12 protein-coding genes are annotated in these 15,542 nt (G+C 42.4%); 4 read left to right on the top strand and 8 right to left on the bottom strand.

Annotated elements, in window-relative coordinates; all coding sequences use genetic code 11:
• Positions 1–175: 175 nt before the first annotated feature.
• Positions 176–1,720, bottom strand: a complete 1,545-nt coding sequence (locus QUA83_RS28620) for a response regulator (RefSeq protein WP_333297513.1) — start codon at positions 1,718–1,720, stop codon at positions 176–178.
• Complete coding sequence (locus tag QUA83_RS28615; protein WP_333297512.1) at positions 1,713–7,646, bottom strand: AAA family ATPase; 5,934 nt, start codon at positions 7,644–7,646, stop codon at positions 1,713–1,715. Before QUA83_RS28615 ends, QUA83_RS28620 begins: the two co-directional genes overlap by 8 nt.
• A 489-nt stretch (positions 7,647–8,135) precedes the next feature.
• On the opposite strand from QUA83_RS28615, the gene QUA83_RS28610 reads away from it, so the two are divergent.
• Positions 8,136–8,723 (top strand): DUF1802 family protein, encoded by a 588-nt coding sequence (locus QUA83_RS28610; RefSeq protein ID WP_333297511.1) that lies wholly within the window; start codon positions 8,136–8,138, stop codon positions 8,721–8,723.
• A 34-nt stretch (positions 8,724–8,757) separates the two neighbouring features.
• On the opposite strand, the gene QUA83_RS28605 is transcribed toward QUA83_RS28610, so the two are convergent.
• The 3 genes from QUA83_RS28605 to QUA83_RS28595 all read right to left on the bottom strand — a co-directional run bounded on the left by QUA83_RS28605 (position 8,758) and on the right by QUA83_RS28595 (position 11,178).
• The gene (locus tag QUA83_RS28605; protein ID WP_333297509.1) at positions 8,758–9,408 is read right to left on the bottom strand and encodes an ABC transporter permease; all 651 of its coding nucleotides are present in this window, start codon (positions 9,406–9,408) and stop codon (positions 8,758–8,760) included.
• Positions 9,409–9,561: 153 nt separating this feature from the next.
• Positions 9,562–10,317: an ATP-binding cassette domain-containing protein gene (locus QUA83_RS28600; protein WP_333297507.1), complete on the bottom strand. Its 756-nt coding sequence runs from the start codon at positions 10,315–10,317 to the stop codon at positions 9,562–9,564.
• 177 nt (positions 10,318–10,494) lie between these two features.
• Positions 10,495–11,178, bottom strand: coding sequence for an NUDIX hydrolase (locus QUA83_RS28595; protein ID WP_333297506.1), 684 nt, complete (start codon positions 11,176–11,178; stop codon positions 10,495–10,497).
• A 282-nt stretch (positions 11,179–11,460) separates the two neighbouring features.
• Between QUA83_RS28595 and QUA83_RS28590 the strand changes: the two genes are divergently transcribed.
• A complete protein-coding gene (locus QUA83_RS28590; RefSeq protein WP_333154831.1) occupies positions 11,461–11,733 on the top strand; it encodes a hypothetical protein in 273 nt (90 codons plus the stop codon).
• Positions 11,734–12,174: 441 nt separating this feature from the next.
• Here the strand turns inward: QUA83_RS28590 and QUA83_RS28585 are convergent, their stop codons facing one another.
• Positions 12,175–12,606, bottom strand: a complete 432-nt coding sequence (locus QUA83_RS28585; protein ID WP_333297505.1) for a hypothetical protein — start codon at positions 12,604–12,606, stop codon at positions 12,175–12,177.
• 273 nt (positions 12,607–12,879) lie between these two features.
• Between QUA83_RS28585 and QUA83_RS28580 the strand changes: the two genes are divergently transcribed.
• Positions 12,880–13,047: a hypothetical protein gene (locus tag QUA83_RS28580; protein WP_333297504.1), complete on the top strand. Its 168-nt coding sequence runs from the start codon at positions 12,880–12,882 to the stop codon at positions 13,045–13,047.
• 68 nt (positions 13,048–13,115) lie between these two features.
• Positions 13,116–14,027 carry a GTPase Era gene (era, locus tag QUA83_RS28575; RefSeq protein WP_333165504.1) on the top strand — a complete coding sequence of 304 codons (912 nt, stop codon included), beginning with the start codon at positions 13,116–13,118 and terminating at the stop codon, positions 14,025–14,027.
• A 255-nt stretch (positions 14,028–14,282) separates the two neighbouring features.
• Here era and QUA83_RS28570 read toward each other — a convergent pair whose 3' ends face one another.
• Both QUA83_RS28570 and QUA83_RS28565 read right to left on the bottom strand, forming a co-directional pair.
• The gene (locus tag QUA83_RS28570; RefSeq protein WP_333297503.1) at positions 14,283–14,537 is read right to left on the bottom strand and encodes a hypothetical protein; all 255 of its coding nucleotides are present in this window, start codon (positions 14,535–14,537) and stop codon (positions 14,283–14,285) included.
• A gap of 149 nt (positions 14,538–14,686) precedes the next feature.
• Positions 14,687–15,220: a peptidoglycan-binding protein gene (locus QUA83_RS28565; protein ID WP_333297501.1), complete on the bottom strand. Its 534-nt coding sequence runs from the start codon at positions 15,218–15,220 to the stop codon at positions 14,687–14,689.
• Between the last annotated feature and the right edge of the window lie 322 nt (positions 15,221–15,542).

Below are 15,542 nucleotides of genomic sequence, written 5' to 3'. Positions count from 1 at the left end.
GTTTTTGAGCAACAGCTTGCCTTCTGCTAAAAGGCTGCTACTTTTAGCTGCACTGATTTTTTAGTCTAAACTACAGTCATTACCTAAAGTATTGGAATATCCCCCTGCCTCATCGATTTTGATTATAGTTGTGCAACCCTTAAAATTTATTTGACTCCCCTTAATTTAAAATCCACTAAGAAATACCCAAAGCTGTTTCAGACATCGCAATTAAATTTTTAGCAAAAATTTTCTGGTAAATTGGAATATCAATAATAAAGATTGCCCCCTGATTAGGAGCTGAAATACAATTGAGCTGCCCCCCGTGTTTATCAACTACAATCTGATGGGAAATTGACAGCCCAATACCAGTACCCTTCCCGATAGGCTTAGTAGTAAAAAATGGCTCAAATAGATGTTGGCTAATTTCTTTTGTCATCCCAGGCCCGTTATCCTTAAAATGAATTAACACTCGATTAGATTCCGTGACCTCAGTGCGAATGAAAATCTTAGAAGGATTAGCTTTCATTTCACTTAACGATCGCGTCGTATTATAATCATCTATGGCATCAATAGCATTAGCAACAAGATTCATAAACACCTGGTTAAGCTGACCCGCATAACACTCTACCAGAGGCAGATTGCCGAATTCTTTGACCACCTCAATTGCAGGTCGATCGCCCCTTCCTTTAACACGGTTATGCAAAATTAACAGAGTGCTATCAATACCCTGGTGAATATCCACTGGTTTCATCTCAGATTCATCCAATCGCGAGAAGATTCGCAGCGACTGAACAATTTCGCGAATCCGGTCAACACCTAACTTCATTGAACTCAGCAATTTAGGTAAGTCTTCAACCAAAAAACCTAGTTCTATTTCCTCTATTTTCTGTTCGATTTTTTGCCCTGCCGCCGGAAATTCTTGGTGATAAAGATTGACGAGATCAATCAGATTTTGGGTATAATCATCGGCATAAGAAAGATTCCCAAAAATAAAATTAACGGGATTATTGATTTCATGGGCTACACCTGCAACAAGCTGACCTAGAGAAGACATTTTTTCGCTCTGCACAAGTTTAGTCTGGGTGATTTGCAATTCTCGAAAAGCTTTTTCTAAACATTTAGTTTGGGTTCGCAATAGAGCTTCCGATTGTTGCAATCCTGCCTCTGCTTGCAGACGCTCTTGAACCTCCTGTTTTAGCAATTGATTGGATTGAAAAAGTTCAGCCGTCCTTTCCTCAACTCGCCTTTCCAATTCCGATGCCAGCTTCAAGAGCGAAGATTCCGCTTTGACACGCTGTTCTATTTCTGCTTGCAAGCACACATTTTGCTCTAAGAGTTTCTTCGACAAATTGCGGAGCTTCATGTGGACATTAACACGAGCTAAAACTTCTTCATGCTGAAGAGGCTTAGTGATATAATCCACCGCACCAAGACTCAAACCTTTAACCTTATCCACCGTATCAGCAAGAGCTGTCATAAAAATCACAGGAATGTCTCTCGTTAAATCATTGGATTTCAAACGGCGACAAGTTTCAAAACCATCTATTCCTGGCATAAGCACATCCAACAGGATCAGATCTGGCGCAGCATATGCGACCTTCTGGAGAGCACTTTGGCCATCCCTAGCTACCAATACTTTAAAGCCAAAATCAGCCAAAAAATCGAACAGGACACCTAAATTAGTCGGGGTGTCATCTACGATTAAAATGGTGCTTTGTTCGGCAATTTCACTACTCATTGGTTGTCGTCCTATATTGTTTAATAAACTCTAGGATTTGTTGTTCTTCAAATCCTTTCGCTAACTGGCGCAGGTGGGTAGCAAAGGGAACCCATTGCTCATTGAGTTGTTCTAGTTTTGCCGCTCGCTCCGCAATCGCTCGGAGATCGCCCATCATCGCTAGATCCAATAGAACGGCGATTTCCTCATCGGGGGGAGCTACAATTTCAGAACTTAGAGATTTGTTTTCTCCTTCTGCTTTCCTAATCTCTTCCAGATTTTCTTCATAAATCCATTCTAACCCTAAATGAGTACGTAATTTTTCTAAAAGCTCCTCGATTCGTATGGGTTTCGGAATAAAATCATTGCAACCTACCTCGGCACTTTGTTGTCGATCGAAATCAAAAACGCTGGCAGAAGTAGCAATCACCACTAAATTAGTCTGATCGGGTGATTTGCGAATTCGGCGCGTTGCTTCTAAGCCGCTCATTACTGGCATCATCAAGTCCATTAAAATACAGTCGGGCTTAAACTCCACCGCCTTGTTTAAACAGTCCTGACCCTCCGTTGCTTCCAGAATTTCAAATCCTAACGGCTGAAGCATTCCCGCCATGATCGAGCGATTCTGCCACTTGTCGTCAGCTATGATAATTTTTCGCTTTCGGCCTTTGAAACCAACGATTGTGTGGGCATTCCCTTTGGCTGCATTAGTCGCCCATTCCGATACCTCTGGCAAATCTAAATCGAACCAGAAAATGCTCCCTTGTCCTAATGTACTCTTCACCTTTATTTCACCGCCCATCATCTGGACTAATTGGCGGCTAATTGCCAGTCCCAAGCCGGTTCCTTCAACCTTGCGGTTGGCATCCCCTACTTGGTGAAAAGGCAAAAATATATCTTGCAATTGCTCTGGTGCCATACCAAATCCGGTATCTTCCACTTGAAATCGGATTTTGCCATCCTGATATCCTACTTTGAATGCCACCCCACCTTTTTCAGTAAACTTAATCGCATTGCCGAGTAAGTTAATTAGAACTTGCCGCAATCGTTTTTCATCACCCTGGACGGCAATAGGTAGTTGGGTAATAGGCTCGTAAATAAGGGAGATTCCCTTTTGTTCTGCCCGAATATTGCAAATTTCAGCCAGACCTTCCAAAAATTGTGAGAAATGGAAATTACTCAAGTGAATTTCCATTTTTCGGGCTTCGATTTTGGAGAGATCTAAAATATCGTTAATTAGGGTTAAGAGGTGTTCGCCGCACTGACTAATCACGTTCAGACCATCTTTTTGCTGGTCAGCCAAGTTTTTTTGTCGTTTGAGGATTTGGGTGTAACCCAAAATGCCATTAAGTGGCGTTCGGAGTTCGTGGCTCATATTAGCAAGAAACTCACTCTTGGCAGAGTTGGCGGCTTTCGCTAATTCTTCTGCTTTTTGTAAATCGATATTTTTTTCTTGTAACTGTTGCGTTCTTTCTGCTACCTTCGCTTCTAAAGTAGCATTGGCTGCTTCCAAATCGTTATAAAGACGGGCATTTTCAATTGAAATAGCTGCTTGAGAAGATAAAAGTTGTAAAACTTCTAAACGATCGGGAGTAAAAGCACCAGTTGTGAGATTATTTTCTAAGTAAAGAATGCCAGTAAGTTTTCCTTGATGGACTATGGGAGTACATAATACTGACTTGGGTTTTTGGTAGACGATATAAGTATCCGCCGTGAAGGTTCCCTCACAACTCGCATTGTTTAATACAACATTTTCCTGAGTTCTGGCAACATAGTTAATCAAAGATATGGGTAGTTGCTTACTGTTTTCCACTGGTATTCTTTGCAGCACTTCTACATCGCCATCTACAGTGCCATAGGCTTCAATTAGTAGATTTCCAGCTTTGTCTAAAATGAAAATGCCACTTTGAGCACCCGCATTCTCGATCGCAATTTTCATCAATTTCGCCAACAGCTTACTCAGTACAATTTCACCCGAAAGAGCTTGAGATGCTTTGATCACACTAGCTAAATCTAGAGCTCCTGCACTCCCTAAACTCGTCGAGGTAGTGTTCATTGTGACCTGGTTACGTTGAGTTTCTGGCTTGGCTATCCGGGAAAATATTTGAGGATATCTGGCTTCCAAATCTTTGACTATAGCTTTAGCTCCCCAGCGACTATATCCGTAGTAAGCATCGGTTAAATACATCAAAGCAATTTTATCTTTAGCGCGGTAAAAATAAAACTCTGCGGCCAGTTCGTTAGCTAATGCTTCTTCTTGGATATATCCCTGTTCTTTGGCTCCGGCTATAGCGCGATCGTAATAATCGCTCGCTTCTAAAGGTTGTCCCAAAATCCGCGCTTTTTCGGCTTCTACTAAATCATACTTATGCTGGAAGTTAGACGGTGCATAAAACGCCCAAGTCTTCATTCTTTCTTGGTTAGCTGCTACTACACTTAGATATTTTTTTTTCTCTTTTGGCGCGGCTTGTGGATACAGTGCTAGGAGGGAAAGAGAATGGTAGAAGTTGTCGATACTCATGTGCATTAATCCTGCACCAGTGTCGGCATATTTTAATGCTAAGTTGGCATTTAATAATGTTTTATCTGGCTCTTTAAATAGATAACAGAGAATCATTTTGCCGACATAGTAAGCATAGAGCAAAGTCCCAGTGTTAGACGCCTCGATTCCTGGCAGTAGTTCTTCTTCATTAAAACTGTCACCTAGCAAAAAGTATTTGTCTGAGTTTTTGCCGAGTAAATTGTCAACAACTTGCTGGTTTATTTTAACAAATAAAGTATCGTATTCTTGTTTGAGTTTAATGGTTAGGGCAACATACTTTGCCTGTTCTTGCTCAAGTTTCTTTAGTTCGCGCCCGCTGAAAAATAATTGATTGCAATAATTGACTGTACTGTGACAAGCATATTCTAGATCGCCAGTTTCGACACCACTTTGAATGGCATCAATTAAAGGTTCTAGGGTGTTAATAAGAGGCTCTTTCCACAATCTGATCAGACAATTAAATATACAAATTATCTTCGATTTCAGGCTGATTGTATTAAATTTTTCTAGTAATAAAATAGCTAGTTTGCCAAATTGATATCCAGAATCTGCGTCTCCTAATCCTCCACAGAGTAGCGCTCCATACCAAGCATAAGCAAAAGCGACTTGAGGCGAATTTCCATACTTAATAGACAAAGCTATTTTTGTATAAAGAATTGGCGGAAACAGGGCAGTATTTCCAAGGAAAGCCGGTGTTGTAATCAGATTTAATATCCGCATGGCTGCGAGTTTATCGGGATCTGTCATGGGTGGCAAGTTAGCTAAATCCTCAAAGATTAGTTCTTGAGGGGGTTCTTGCTCTAGGCTAATTCCGAACATTTCTAGAACCTCGATCCCATTATCTACAGCGGATTGCATCCGATTTTGAGCCATCTCTAATTGAATTTTCAGTTCATAGACCTTGGCTTTTTCCAGAAGGGTTTTCGCTTGTTTCAGGATCGTCGCAGACAACTGTTGCGATCGCTCAAAGTTAGTGTTTATATATTCAGTTTCTGCTGCTTCCAGATGGAGGGCGATCGTTAGATCGTACTGACTCTCCCAGCTATCCTCCCCAAGCAGTTCCAAACCCACCTTCAAATATTTGACAGCCGACTCATAAGCTGTGGCAGCTTTGGCTTTCTGTCCAGCGATCAGATTGAGTTCTGCCAACTCAAATCTTTCCAACTCCAAAGTGATTAAATCGGTTCCATAATTTAGTTGGTTAACCAGTGCAAAGATATTTTCTTTTCGTTCTTCAGGTGTTGTAGAATGCAGCAGTAGTTGACCAATTTTTAGGTGAGTTTCTTTTTTCTGCTCGTCGGGAATTAGAGAATAAGATGCCTGCTGCACTCGATCGTGCAAAAACTTATAAATGACATCAAACTGCTCAGTTAACTTTTCTGTCGATGTTTCCGATTCAAATAGCAGGGGAATTTTGTAGGAATTATTTAGCGGGATAACCAAACCAGATTGTAGTGCTTCCCATAAATTTATTGCCGTCTCGGACTGAGATTTTTTATTGGCAATTGCCAAAACTTCTAAACTGAATAGGTCTCCAATACAGGCAGCTAATTTTAAGACATTCTGCGTCTGGGAGGACAGCTTTTGAATTTGGCTGACCATCAATTCGACTACATTATCGCTGATATCAATGCCTTGAAGCAGTTGCATATCCCACTGCCAGCAAACTCGATCGAAATCAAAGGATAGGAGTTTGTCTTGATAAAGGGATTTGAGCAATTGAGTTAAGAAGAAGGGGTTCCCCTGGGTTTTCTGAAAAACTAACTCAGCCAGGGGCAAAACTTCGGAAACTTGACTGCGAAGGGTTTCGCTGACTAATTGGTTGACATGAGATATATCCAAAGGTTGGAGGATAATATTATTTACTATCGCCCTGGTATTTTTAATTTGCTCTAAAGTATAAATTAAGGGATGAGTGGCGCTAACTTCATTATCCCGATAAGCCCCAATTAATAGCAGATATTTACTATCGGGATCGGTCATAATTAGTTGGATGAGCTTAAGCGAAGCTGAATCTGCCCACTGCAAGTCATCCAAAAATATCACTAGGGGGTGTTCGGCTTTACTAAACACCTGTATAAATTTTTGAAACACTCGATTAAATCGGTTTTGAGATTCAGTCGGTCCCAAGGTTGGAACCGCAGGCTGTGGATCAATAATCTTTTCTACTTCGGGAATAACATCAATAATAATTTGCCCATTGGCACCAAGTGCTTCCAGAATTTTAGCCTTCCAAATGGCTATTTGAGCGGAATTTTCCGTGAGCAGTTGCCGCATCAATCCTTGAAATGCTTGAATTAAAGAAGCATAAGGAATATTCCGCTTAAATTGGTCAAATTTACCAGAAATAAAATACCCTCGTGCTCCGACTATAGGTTTATCAACTTCGTTAACCAACGAAGATTTGCCGATACCTGAATAACCGGAAACTAGCATCATTTCCGTTGTCCCAGCACTGATGCGAGTGAAGGCTTCTAGTAATCTAGCAACTTCTTTTTCCCGTCCATAGAGTTTTTGCGGAATCAGAAATTGGCTGTAGGAGTCTAGTTGACCTATAATAAAGTGGGAAATCTCTCCTGAAGAAAGCATCTGCTGGCAGGTTTCCAAGTCAACTTTTATTCCGAAAGCACTTTGATATCTATCTTCAGCAGTTTTAGATAATAATTTCATGACTATTTCAGAAACTGCATCCGGGATTTCTGGATTCAGCTTTTTAGGTGCTATGGGTGCTTTAGCTATATGGCAATGAACGAATTCTAGGGGGTCTTTTGCGGAAAAAGGTAGCCTACCAGTCAGCATTTCATAAAATGTAATGCCGAGGGAGTAAAAGTCGGTGCGGTAGTCCACTGAGCGGTTCATTCTGCCAGTTTGTTCCGGCGACATATAAGCGAGAGTCCCTTCTAATAAGTTGGGATTTGTGACGGTTTGATTTTCTCGCTCTAAGAGAGAAGCAATGCTAAAATCAATAATTTTTACTTCCTTTGTCTCTGGGTCAATTAAGATATTTTGGGGCTTAATGTCTTTATGGATTACATTACTATGATGAATCTCTCCCAGAGTGTTTGCTAACTGAATGCCGATTTTGAGAAATGCGTTTATGGCCAAGGGTTGATTGTTGAGAAAATCTTTCAAAGATTGACCGCTAAAATTTTCTACAATCAGCGCTAAGCCGTTATGATAGTTTTCTAAGGCTATGGGCTTGACTATTCCTTCACTTTCTAAATGTCTGAGGATTTTATGTTCGTGTCTTAAGCGGGAAATTTCTTCGAGTGTCGGATGCTCGGTTTTGAAGGTTTTGATGATCGCGGAGGTTCTATCAACCTCTTTTGTGCCGCGATAAATAATCGTATTGACACTTTCGTAAATAGCTTCGCTTAGGTTGTAACCGAAAATAGTAAGGCTCATGTGCGTAATTTCACTAATAAGAAATTGAAGACCAGGCGGTATTTCAGTAGCTCTACTGATATTTATTACAGAACCGAATTAAAAACCAGTTTTAATGCACTCTAAATAAGTATAATCTATGCTTTTTGAATACTATTTGAATTTTAACAAATCTAAATATGCTTGTTTGGTACTTAATATACCTGCGAAAATCTTTGAAATTTCTTAAGTATTTAAGTCAAATCCTGAAAAATTAACTACCAAGTTGCTGAATATACCGGGTGTCATAGTATAGGATAGCTTGGACGCAGAAGAGACGATTATTTTATCGGTTAGAGTAATAAAGAAAACAGCAGTTAACCCACGATGTGCTCCAACCAATTATTCTCTTTATCAAAATAAAGTAGTCCTGCATAGTCAGGACTACGCCAATTTTAACAGGAAAAAGTGGCTGTACTTGCTTGAAAGTACCGATTTTTGTTACTATTGTTAAAACCCAACTAAATTCCTATGAAATCAACTACTAGGGCGCTGAAAGAATGGAATGTAGCAGTTAATGCTTTGGAACAAGGTCAAACGATTGTGCTGTTGCGGAAGGGGGGAATTCGCGAGCAAACAGGACAGTTTAATGTCACTGACAAACAGGTTTTGCTGTATCCAACTTTTGAACACCAAAAGCCGGGTTTATTAAAGCCGGAGTTTGCACATCAAGTCAATGCTGTTGAATCTGGTTGGCATCCAGAAGTTATTAGAATTGGCAGTTGGGCGGAGATTACTGATGTTTTTTTGGTAGCTTGGGAACCGGCAATTACGGCGCTATTTCCGTACCATATTTGGAATGAAAATTTTGTCAGCGATCGCCTGAAGTGGAAACAAACTCAGCCAATATATATTTTATTGCTGCGGGCTTATCGCCTTGCAGAAATCCGCGAAATTCCCTACATTCCTGAATACGGCGGTTGCCGTTCTTGGATCGATTTGGCAGATGCTATTTCGCTGGAGGGAAGCCAAGCTGTTTTGAGCGATCGAGAGTACCTTGAACGCTCAAATGAAATCCGCAATCTGATAGCGAATCCTGCGAATGCTTCTGGTTCGTAGAGAGTGACAACGCTGACGGAAGGTAGCCAGGATTTTACTCCTCATTAATAGTTTTTAAGGTACTTTTCGAGAGGCGCGCTTCTACCAAACCCAGCCCAAAATCCGCAGCTAATGCCATTAAAGCGGCCGGAATTGCCCCAGCCAAAAGTAACTGATTGTTGACGGTAGCAACGCCCCGAAAAATAAACACCCCCAAGCCGCCGGCACCAATTGCAGCGGCGATTGTAGCGAGTCCGATCGCAATTACCGCAGCAACTCGCACCCCCGCCAGAATCACGCCCAGCGCCAGGGGAATTTCCACTTGCCATAATAGTTGCATATCAGTCATCCCCATGCCTTTTCCGGCTTCCGTAATCGCTGGATCGACGCCGACAATACCAGTATAAGTATTGCGGATAATTGGCAGTAAAGAATACAGAGTGAGGGCGATAATTGCCGTGCGATCGCCTATTCCACCCACTACTGGCACCGGGATTAGCAAGCCAAACAAAGCTAAACTGGGAATTGTTTGCATAATATTAGCAAATCCCAAGATTGGCTTTTTCAATTTTGGTTTTCTCGTGGCTAAAATTCCCAGGGGCATCCCCACAATAATAGCGATAAAAATTGCAACAGTTACTAAATATAAGTGTTCACTGGCGCGCTGAACTATCTCCGCACCATACCGATTGATAAATTGCATCATGGAAAAATTAGTAATTAGGAATTCGGAAGTGTAAATTATGGTATAATTTAATATCTCGTAGGAATGGGTTCACCAATATATTTAATTTCCCGCCATCAGCTTCAAAAACCCAGCCATACTCATAAACGAATGATGCGATCGCACATCATATTATTACCCCGTTCCGGGCAATTGCAAACATTCCAGAAATGCGCGAGCTTCTGGATGGTGAGATTTCAGAAAATCATCGGGCGATCCCAATTCAACCAAGCGTCCATCTTGCATCAAACCAATTCTAGAAGCTAACAAAAAAGCTTCTTGAATGCCGTGAGTCACAAAAATCACAGTTTTGCCCAGTTGCTGCTGCAATTGACCGAATTCTCGCTGCAATTCCAGACGAGTAATGGGGTCTAAAGCACCAAACGGTTCGTCCATTAACAATATCGGAGGGTCAGCCGCCAGTGCTCTAGCGACGCCTACCCGCTGCCGCTGTCCGCCGGATAACTGATGGGGATAGCGTTTGGCAAAGTGCTGGGGGTCGAGGTTGACTAATTCTAACAGTTGCCGGACGCGAGATTGAATACGATCGCCCTCCCAACCTTCCAATTTTGGCACTAAACCGACGTTTTGCTCGACGGTAAAATGGGGAAACAAACCAATTTCTTGAATAACATAACCAATTTTTCGGCGCAGTTGAATTGGGTTCCACTGAGTTGTCGGTTTTCCCATGACAAGAACTTCGCCGCTGCTTGGCGTTAGTAAATTGTTAATCAATTTCATGGTAGTAGTTTTGCCACTCCCGCTGCGTCCCAGTAATACTAAAACTTCTCCTTGCAGCACTTTGAAATTCAGTTTGTCTACTAAATGCCTGCGGTTGAGGCGATATGTCACGTCGAGGCATTCGACAGCAACTTCATTATTGAGAGGCATGATTAGTTCCGGTGATTTGGGTTTTCAGGAATTTTAGAACTTACAGACAAGGGGCTAGAAACCCGGTTTTTTTCTTAGATAAGTTGCTGCTTAAGCCAAGATTTGTCAGAGAAACCGGGTTTATGAGCCTAAGTCCTAAAATTCAAATCAGCGAGCATGGGGGGACAATTCCCAATTCTAAAATCTAAAATCGACTTGATTTTGCCATTCTAACAGTAATCCTCGACATTGGAGGCAAGTTAATTCTTTGAGCAAGTCGCGAATTCCGTCTGGCGTGACAGGATATTCAGCACCGATCCGTTCGGGGCTTACTGTTGCTGTAGGGTGCAATTCTGCAACAAAACCGTAGAGTTTTTGATTGGAGAAGGAACTGTTTACTGCCCAGCCAATGGTGTTGATCGGTTCGATGCGGGCGATCGCACTTTCTGTCACGCCTAATTCTTTCTTGATTATAGCTGGAACGGCTGCTGCTGGCGTGGCTTCGGCTGGTACGCGACCGCCGGGAAAATCGAGGGTTGCTTCTGCCACACCGGGGCGATACATCGGTGGGGGAAACAGCAATTTGTCAGCTTGAATTGTCAAGATTACAACTGAATCTGCTCTTTCTACTCGCCAATATTCTACTGTTTTTCCTTCGGTTGTTTCGAGATGTTCGGCGATTAGTTTTACCCAATGAGAGTTGATTTCTACAAAGCGGTCTAGAGTTTTCCACTGGGATTTTGCAGTTTGGTTCATGTCGGAATTTTTGAAATAAATCATATCAATTCCGGTTGCACCGGAATGATGTTGACTGTTGACTGTTGACTGTGAATCGAACAACTGAAAATTGCGCCGAGATAGGTGGCGACTTGTAACAATCATTCATGAATTGCCCTCTAATTTATCACCTGACGATGCAGCGGGAAACGATATCAGATGTTGTTTGCTATGGTAGGCGAGCGTTGCCGAGCTGAACAATAGCCGATCGACTTTTTCAGCTTTGAGCCAGTTTTCTCCTCTCGATTGTAAATTTTTGCTACAACGTTACACATTCGCCTATATAATTCGGTAACATAGACTACATAATCAAAGTTTATCTGCGCCTTCGCTCTGCGTTGTTTCAACCGCGCCCTGGTGCAGACTCTTAGCTAGACAGGAGTAGTTATGCAACTGCAAACAGATATTCGTACTTGGCAATCCCAACCAACGCCCGGAAGCTTCGCCAGTGTCCGCGACTGGGAAAAATTTGGCTGCGCCGTACCTGCACCAAAATTAACTCCTTCTATGTGGGTTAAATTGTTCAATCCGCCAACCGCATTCAGCTTTGACGAAGCGTGGCTGTTGTGTGAATCTTCGGAAGAACAGTGGCTAGCTTGGATTCCTGATTATGGCGAAATTTTACTGAGTACACATGAATTTTGCGCTACTAAATCGTGAATTACGCAGACAAACTTTCATAAACCAGGTGTTAAAATCCATATCCCTCCGGTTCCACGGGATTTTTGGGAAACAAGCTGGTTTCTGCGTAATTATCTCGTTTGCAGTGAGGAATGCAAGTCCTTAAACTTTGATAAGGACTTGCATTCCTCACTACAAACCTCTTGTATGATGTCGTTTCAGCCGATATCATATAAGTCCTAATAGATATTAATTGAAATTTCGTCAACAAAAAGAGCAATAGGTTTTCTATTGCTCTTTTTGTTCAAAAACACTCTCTAGTTTTTATCTTTAAGATAGCGGAAGTTATATCAACTGGCCTCGATTGACCCCAATATCGCTGCGGTGACGGGTTTACTGTATCGATGCTTGCATGGGAGATATTCGTGAACCCGCCCTTACAGCAATTACGGTCAATTTAGCCCTCGTGATATTGCTGGCTTATTTGCAAACTGCACGGTTATTTGCGTTTCTGACAATCGTGCCTACTCTACCATTAATCCGAACCGGGTTCTTAGTGCTGGCTCGAATCAAGAGGGGCTGTTTTGCCAGACATTCTCTGATTGATGCTGCCCAGGCGGTGAGAGCTCCGGTGTATTCTGTACGACCCGCTGGGGCGCGAAACTGATCGGTAATTAGGAAATCCGAGGTGATGCTAGTGTCAGTACCAACATTGGTAATAATTGGAAAGTCAAAGGCTTTGGGCAAGGTTCTGTCTTGGATTCTGCCCGGTAGCAACTGGTATTTCATTGAGCCGCCCTTGTAGTCAAAATCTGCTTGAGGGCTTGTAGGAGGGCTTGTTTGAGCCAAGGCGGGAACAGGCAAGCTTGCTACCAAAACGGTGCAGGCACTCCAAAATAATTTCGATTTCATCTGATTCATCTCCTCAACTTTATGACGATTAGCACTAATTTAGGTATGCTCAAAAGACACTAGCTTTTATTGAGAAAGCGCCTGATGATATTGAGCTTTTCAGTTTGAGTTCAACTTACCTAATTTATTACCAAACATCTTCAAAAATGTTAAAACTGGTTGGCCTGACAAACTGTAGAAGAGTTTCAGTTGAGTTAGATATTTACACATCTGAAGTTGTTACAGCATTGGGGAGTCGGTTTTACCAGAATGATTCATTTTTGAGCGATGTCATTGGAACTTTATCAAATTTTGTCTCAGATATCAAGTTTTGCCGATCGCGTATCACGTTTTAACACTGGTTTGCGGCTCGATCGAGGTTTGAGTGTGGCGCGCCATACCAGGGCGAGAAAGATGCTACAGTGCATCGATGACCGTTTGAGTATTTTCAGGCGACAATAGACAGAGAAGGGGCTTGAAAATAGGTGATTTTAGTGGAAGATAGTAAATTTATCGACGTATCGGACATTATGGGTGTTCCCGCGGCTCCGGCGGGTTACAAATCGGGCTTTGTGGGTATTGTCGGACGCCCGAATGTCGGAAAATCAACGCTGATGAATCAGTTGGTGGGGCAGAAAATTGCGATTACTTCGCCGGTGTCTCAGACGACACGTAACAGGCTGCGGGGCATCCTAACGACACCGGAAGCACAAATTATTTTTGTAGATACTCCCGGAATTCACAAGCCACATCACCAATTGGGCAAGGTTTTGGTGCAGAATGCCCGCACAGCGATTCAGTCGGTGGATGTGGTGCTGTTTGTGGTGGATGGTTCCGTGGAATCGGGAGGGGGCGATCGATATATTGTCGAAATTCTCAGCAATTGCAAAGTTCCGGTGATTTTGGGGATGAATAAGTTGGACGAACAACCGGAGGATTCCGTGTTGATCGATCGAACTTACGAGCAAATAGTCAATCCTGAGTGGCCTGTAGTGAAATTTTCCGCTCTCACGGGCGAGGGTGTCGAGCCGCTGCAACAATTGTTAATCGAACATTTGGACGTTGGGCCTTACTATTATCCGCCCGATTTGGTGACTGACCAGCCGGAACGCTTTATTATGGGCGAATTGATTCGGGAACAGATTTTGCTGCTGACGCGGGAAGAAGTGCCGCATTCCGTAGCAATTGCGATCGACATAGTTCAAGAAGAAGCAAAAATTACCCGCATTCTGGCGACAATTCACGTCGAACGGGATTCCCAAAAAGGTATTTTAATCGGTAAAAGCGGCAGTATGCTCAAGTCGATCGGCAGTGCGGCGCGAGAACAGATTCAAAAGTTAATTGAAGGCAAAGTATATTTGGAGCTATTTGTCAAGGTGCAGCCGAAGTGGCGGCAGTCCCGCACCCGTTTAGCCGAATTGGGCTATCGCGTGGAAGAATAAAGCGAACTGATGGAGCAAATAAGGGCGATCGTTGAGAGATTTTACAACTGAACTTCCCCTCGTAGGCAGAAGTTCAGTTTAAATCATTGTCCTAAAAACTCCGCCCGCAACTATCAACTGTCATATCAAATCCGTTAGCATCGGAATAGTAAATTCGAGTTCACAGTTCACAGTTCACAGTTCACAGTTCACTGTCAACCGTCAACCGTCAACATCATTCCGGTGTTACCGGAAATGATATCAACTGTCAACTCTTTAAGGACGTTCTGCAAATTTTTGAACAGCTTTTGGTGCAAAAGCAGCAACTAAAAAAGAAGTTGTAATGTATTTGCCATCAGCATTCTTGCTATTTATTGTGATGACGCCAAACACAATTGCTGCAATCAGTGCAATAAAACTCATCGCTCGCATTGCCGAGTAGTTTCCATTATTTTCCTGAAAAAATTCAGCCAGCTCTTGTCCGTGTTCAGCAGAATTTGCTTGAGCTTCAAGGGTAGCAGAATGTGTCATTTGATTAACCTCATAAATGATTAAAGCTTAACTAACAGGACTTACGCAATAACTGAGAAACTACACTACCTGTAGTTGTAAGGTGCGCGTTTCACACCCTACAATTAGAGTCGGCACGTAAGTCCTATACAAGTGAGATATACCGTTGTTTAGTGCGGTAACTTGCTCAAAGCGTGCCAAGTTCTAGGCCCGACAATTCCATCGGCTGGTAAACCCTTAATCGTTTGGAACTGGATCACCGCTACTTTGGTCATAACCCCGAAGTATCCGTCAACAAAACCGAAATAGTATCCATTCATTTTCAAGACATTCTGAACAATTTTGACAGCATTACCTGAGCTACCATTCATCAGAGTCGGCATATTCACAGGTGCACCAGAGTATAGTGCTTGCCAGGTTAGAGGACTGACAATCCCATCTTCAGCTAAAAAGACGCGGTGTTGATAGTCTTTGACGGCATCTTCAACATAGGTGTCGAAAATACCATCGATCGAAAAACCGTAATAATATCCCCAATGATATAAAAGCTGTTGCAGTTCCTTGACGGCTGGACCAGTAGAACCCCGTTTTAAAGTAGGTTTCATCAGTCCAGACGCTTCAGCAACTGCAAGAGTTGATTGAGAAGTAGTATCGGCGACGACAGCGATAGCTTGATTATTGAGAGTTTTTTCTTCTGTAAACATGATGGAAATCCTCTGTGCATTCGAGTGTTTTCATTTGATATTTCAGGTATAACTGCTGTCTTCGATGGCTTCACAGTCGCTTTTTATAGTGACACTTGTGTTAGTTCACACATTGGAGTGTCACTCATTTGAGTTATATCGTTTCCGCGTATCCGCTCAATAAATAGGGGTAACAGCAAAAAAGAAGGTTCACAAATACGAAGAGCATGGTAGAATATAAAGCATGACGCAAAAAACATCTGCTGACCAATTAGTAGAGACCTTACTGCAAAGCATTGAGCCATCTGAGATTGCCGACGAATCATTGCGTCGTACGGTGTCC

It is taken from the genome of Microcoleus sp. K1-B1 (genome assembly GCF_036704705.1).
Classification (GTDB): Bacteria; Cyanobacteriota; Cyanobacteriia; order Cyanobacteriales; family Microcoleaceae; genus Microcoleus.
Note: the sequence above shows the minus strand (reverse complement) of the source record. Positions and strands in the feature narration are given on the sequence as shown.

Coding starts and splice junctions, on each gene's coding strand:
- QUA83_RS28600 (WP_333297507.1), bottom strand. CDS start 10,317: ATGCCTCTCAATAATGAAGTTGCTGTCGAATGCCTCGACGTGACATAT.
- QUA83_RS28565 (WP_333297501.1), bottom strand. CDS start 15,220: ATGTTTACAGAAGAAAAAACTCTCAATAATCAAGCTATCGCTGTCGTC.
- QUA83_RS28595 (WP_333297506.1), bottom strand. CDS start 11,178: ATGATTGTTACAAGTCGCCACCTATCTCGGCGCAATTTTCAGTTGTTC.
- QUA83_RS28590 (WP_333154831.1), top strand. CDS start 11,461: ATGCAACTGCAAACAGATATTCGTACTTGGCAATCCCAACCAACGCCC.
- era (WP_333165504.1), top strand. CDS start 13,116: ATGGGTGTTCCCGCGGCTCCGGCGGGTTACAAATCGGGCTTTGTGGGT.
- QUA83_RS28570 (WP_333297503.1), bottom strand. CDS start 14,537: ATGACACATTCTGCTACCCTTGAAGCTCAAGCAAATTCTGCTGAACAC.
- QUA83_RS28585 (WP_333297505.1), bottom strand. CDS start 12,606: ATGAAATCGAAATTATTTTGGAGTGCCTGCACCGTTTTGGTAGCAAGC.
- QUA83_RS28605 (WP_333297509.1), bottom strand. CDS start 9,408: ATGATGCAATTTATCAATCGGTATGGTGCGGAGATAGTTCAGCGCGCC.
- QUA83_RS28610 (WP_333297511.1), top strand. CDS start 8,136: ATGAAATCAACTACTAGGGCGCTGAAAGAATGGAATGTAGCAGTTAAT.
- QUA83_RS28620 (WP_333297513.1), bottom strand. CDS start 1,720: ATGAGTAGTGAAATTGCCGAACAAAGCACCATTTTAATCGTAGATGAC.
- QUA83_RS28615 (WP_333297512.1), bottom strand. CDS start 7,646: ATGAGCCTTACTATTTTCGGTTACAACCTAAGCGAAGCTATTTACGAA.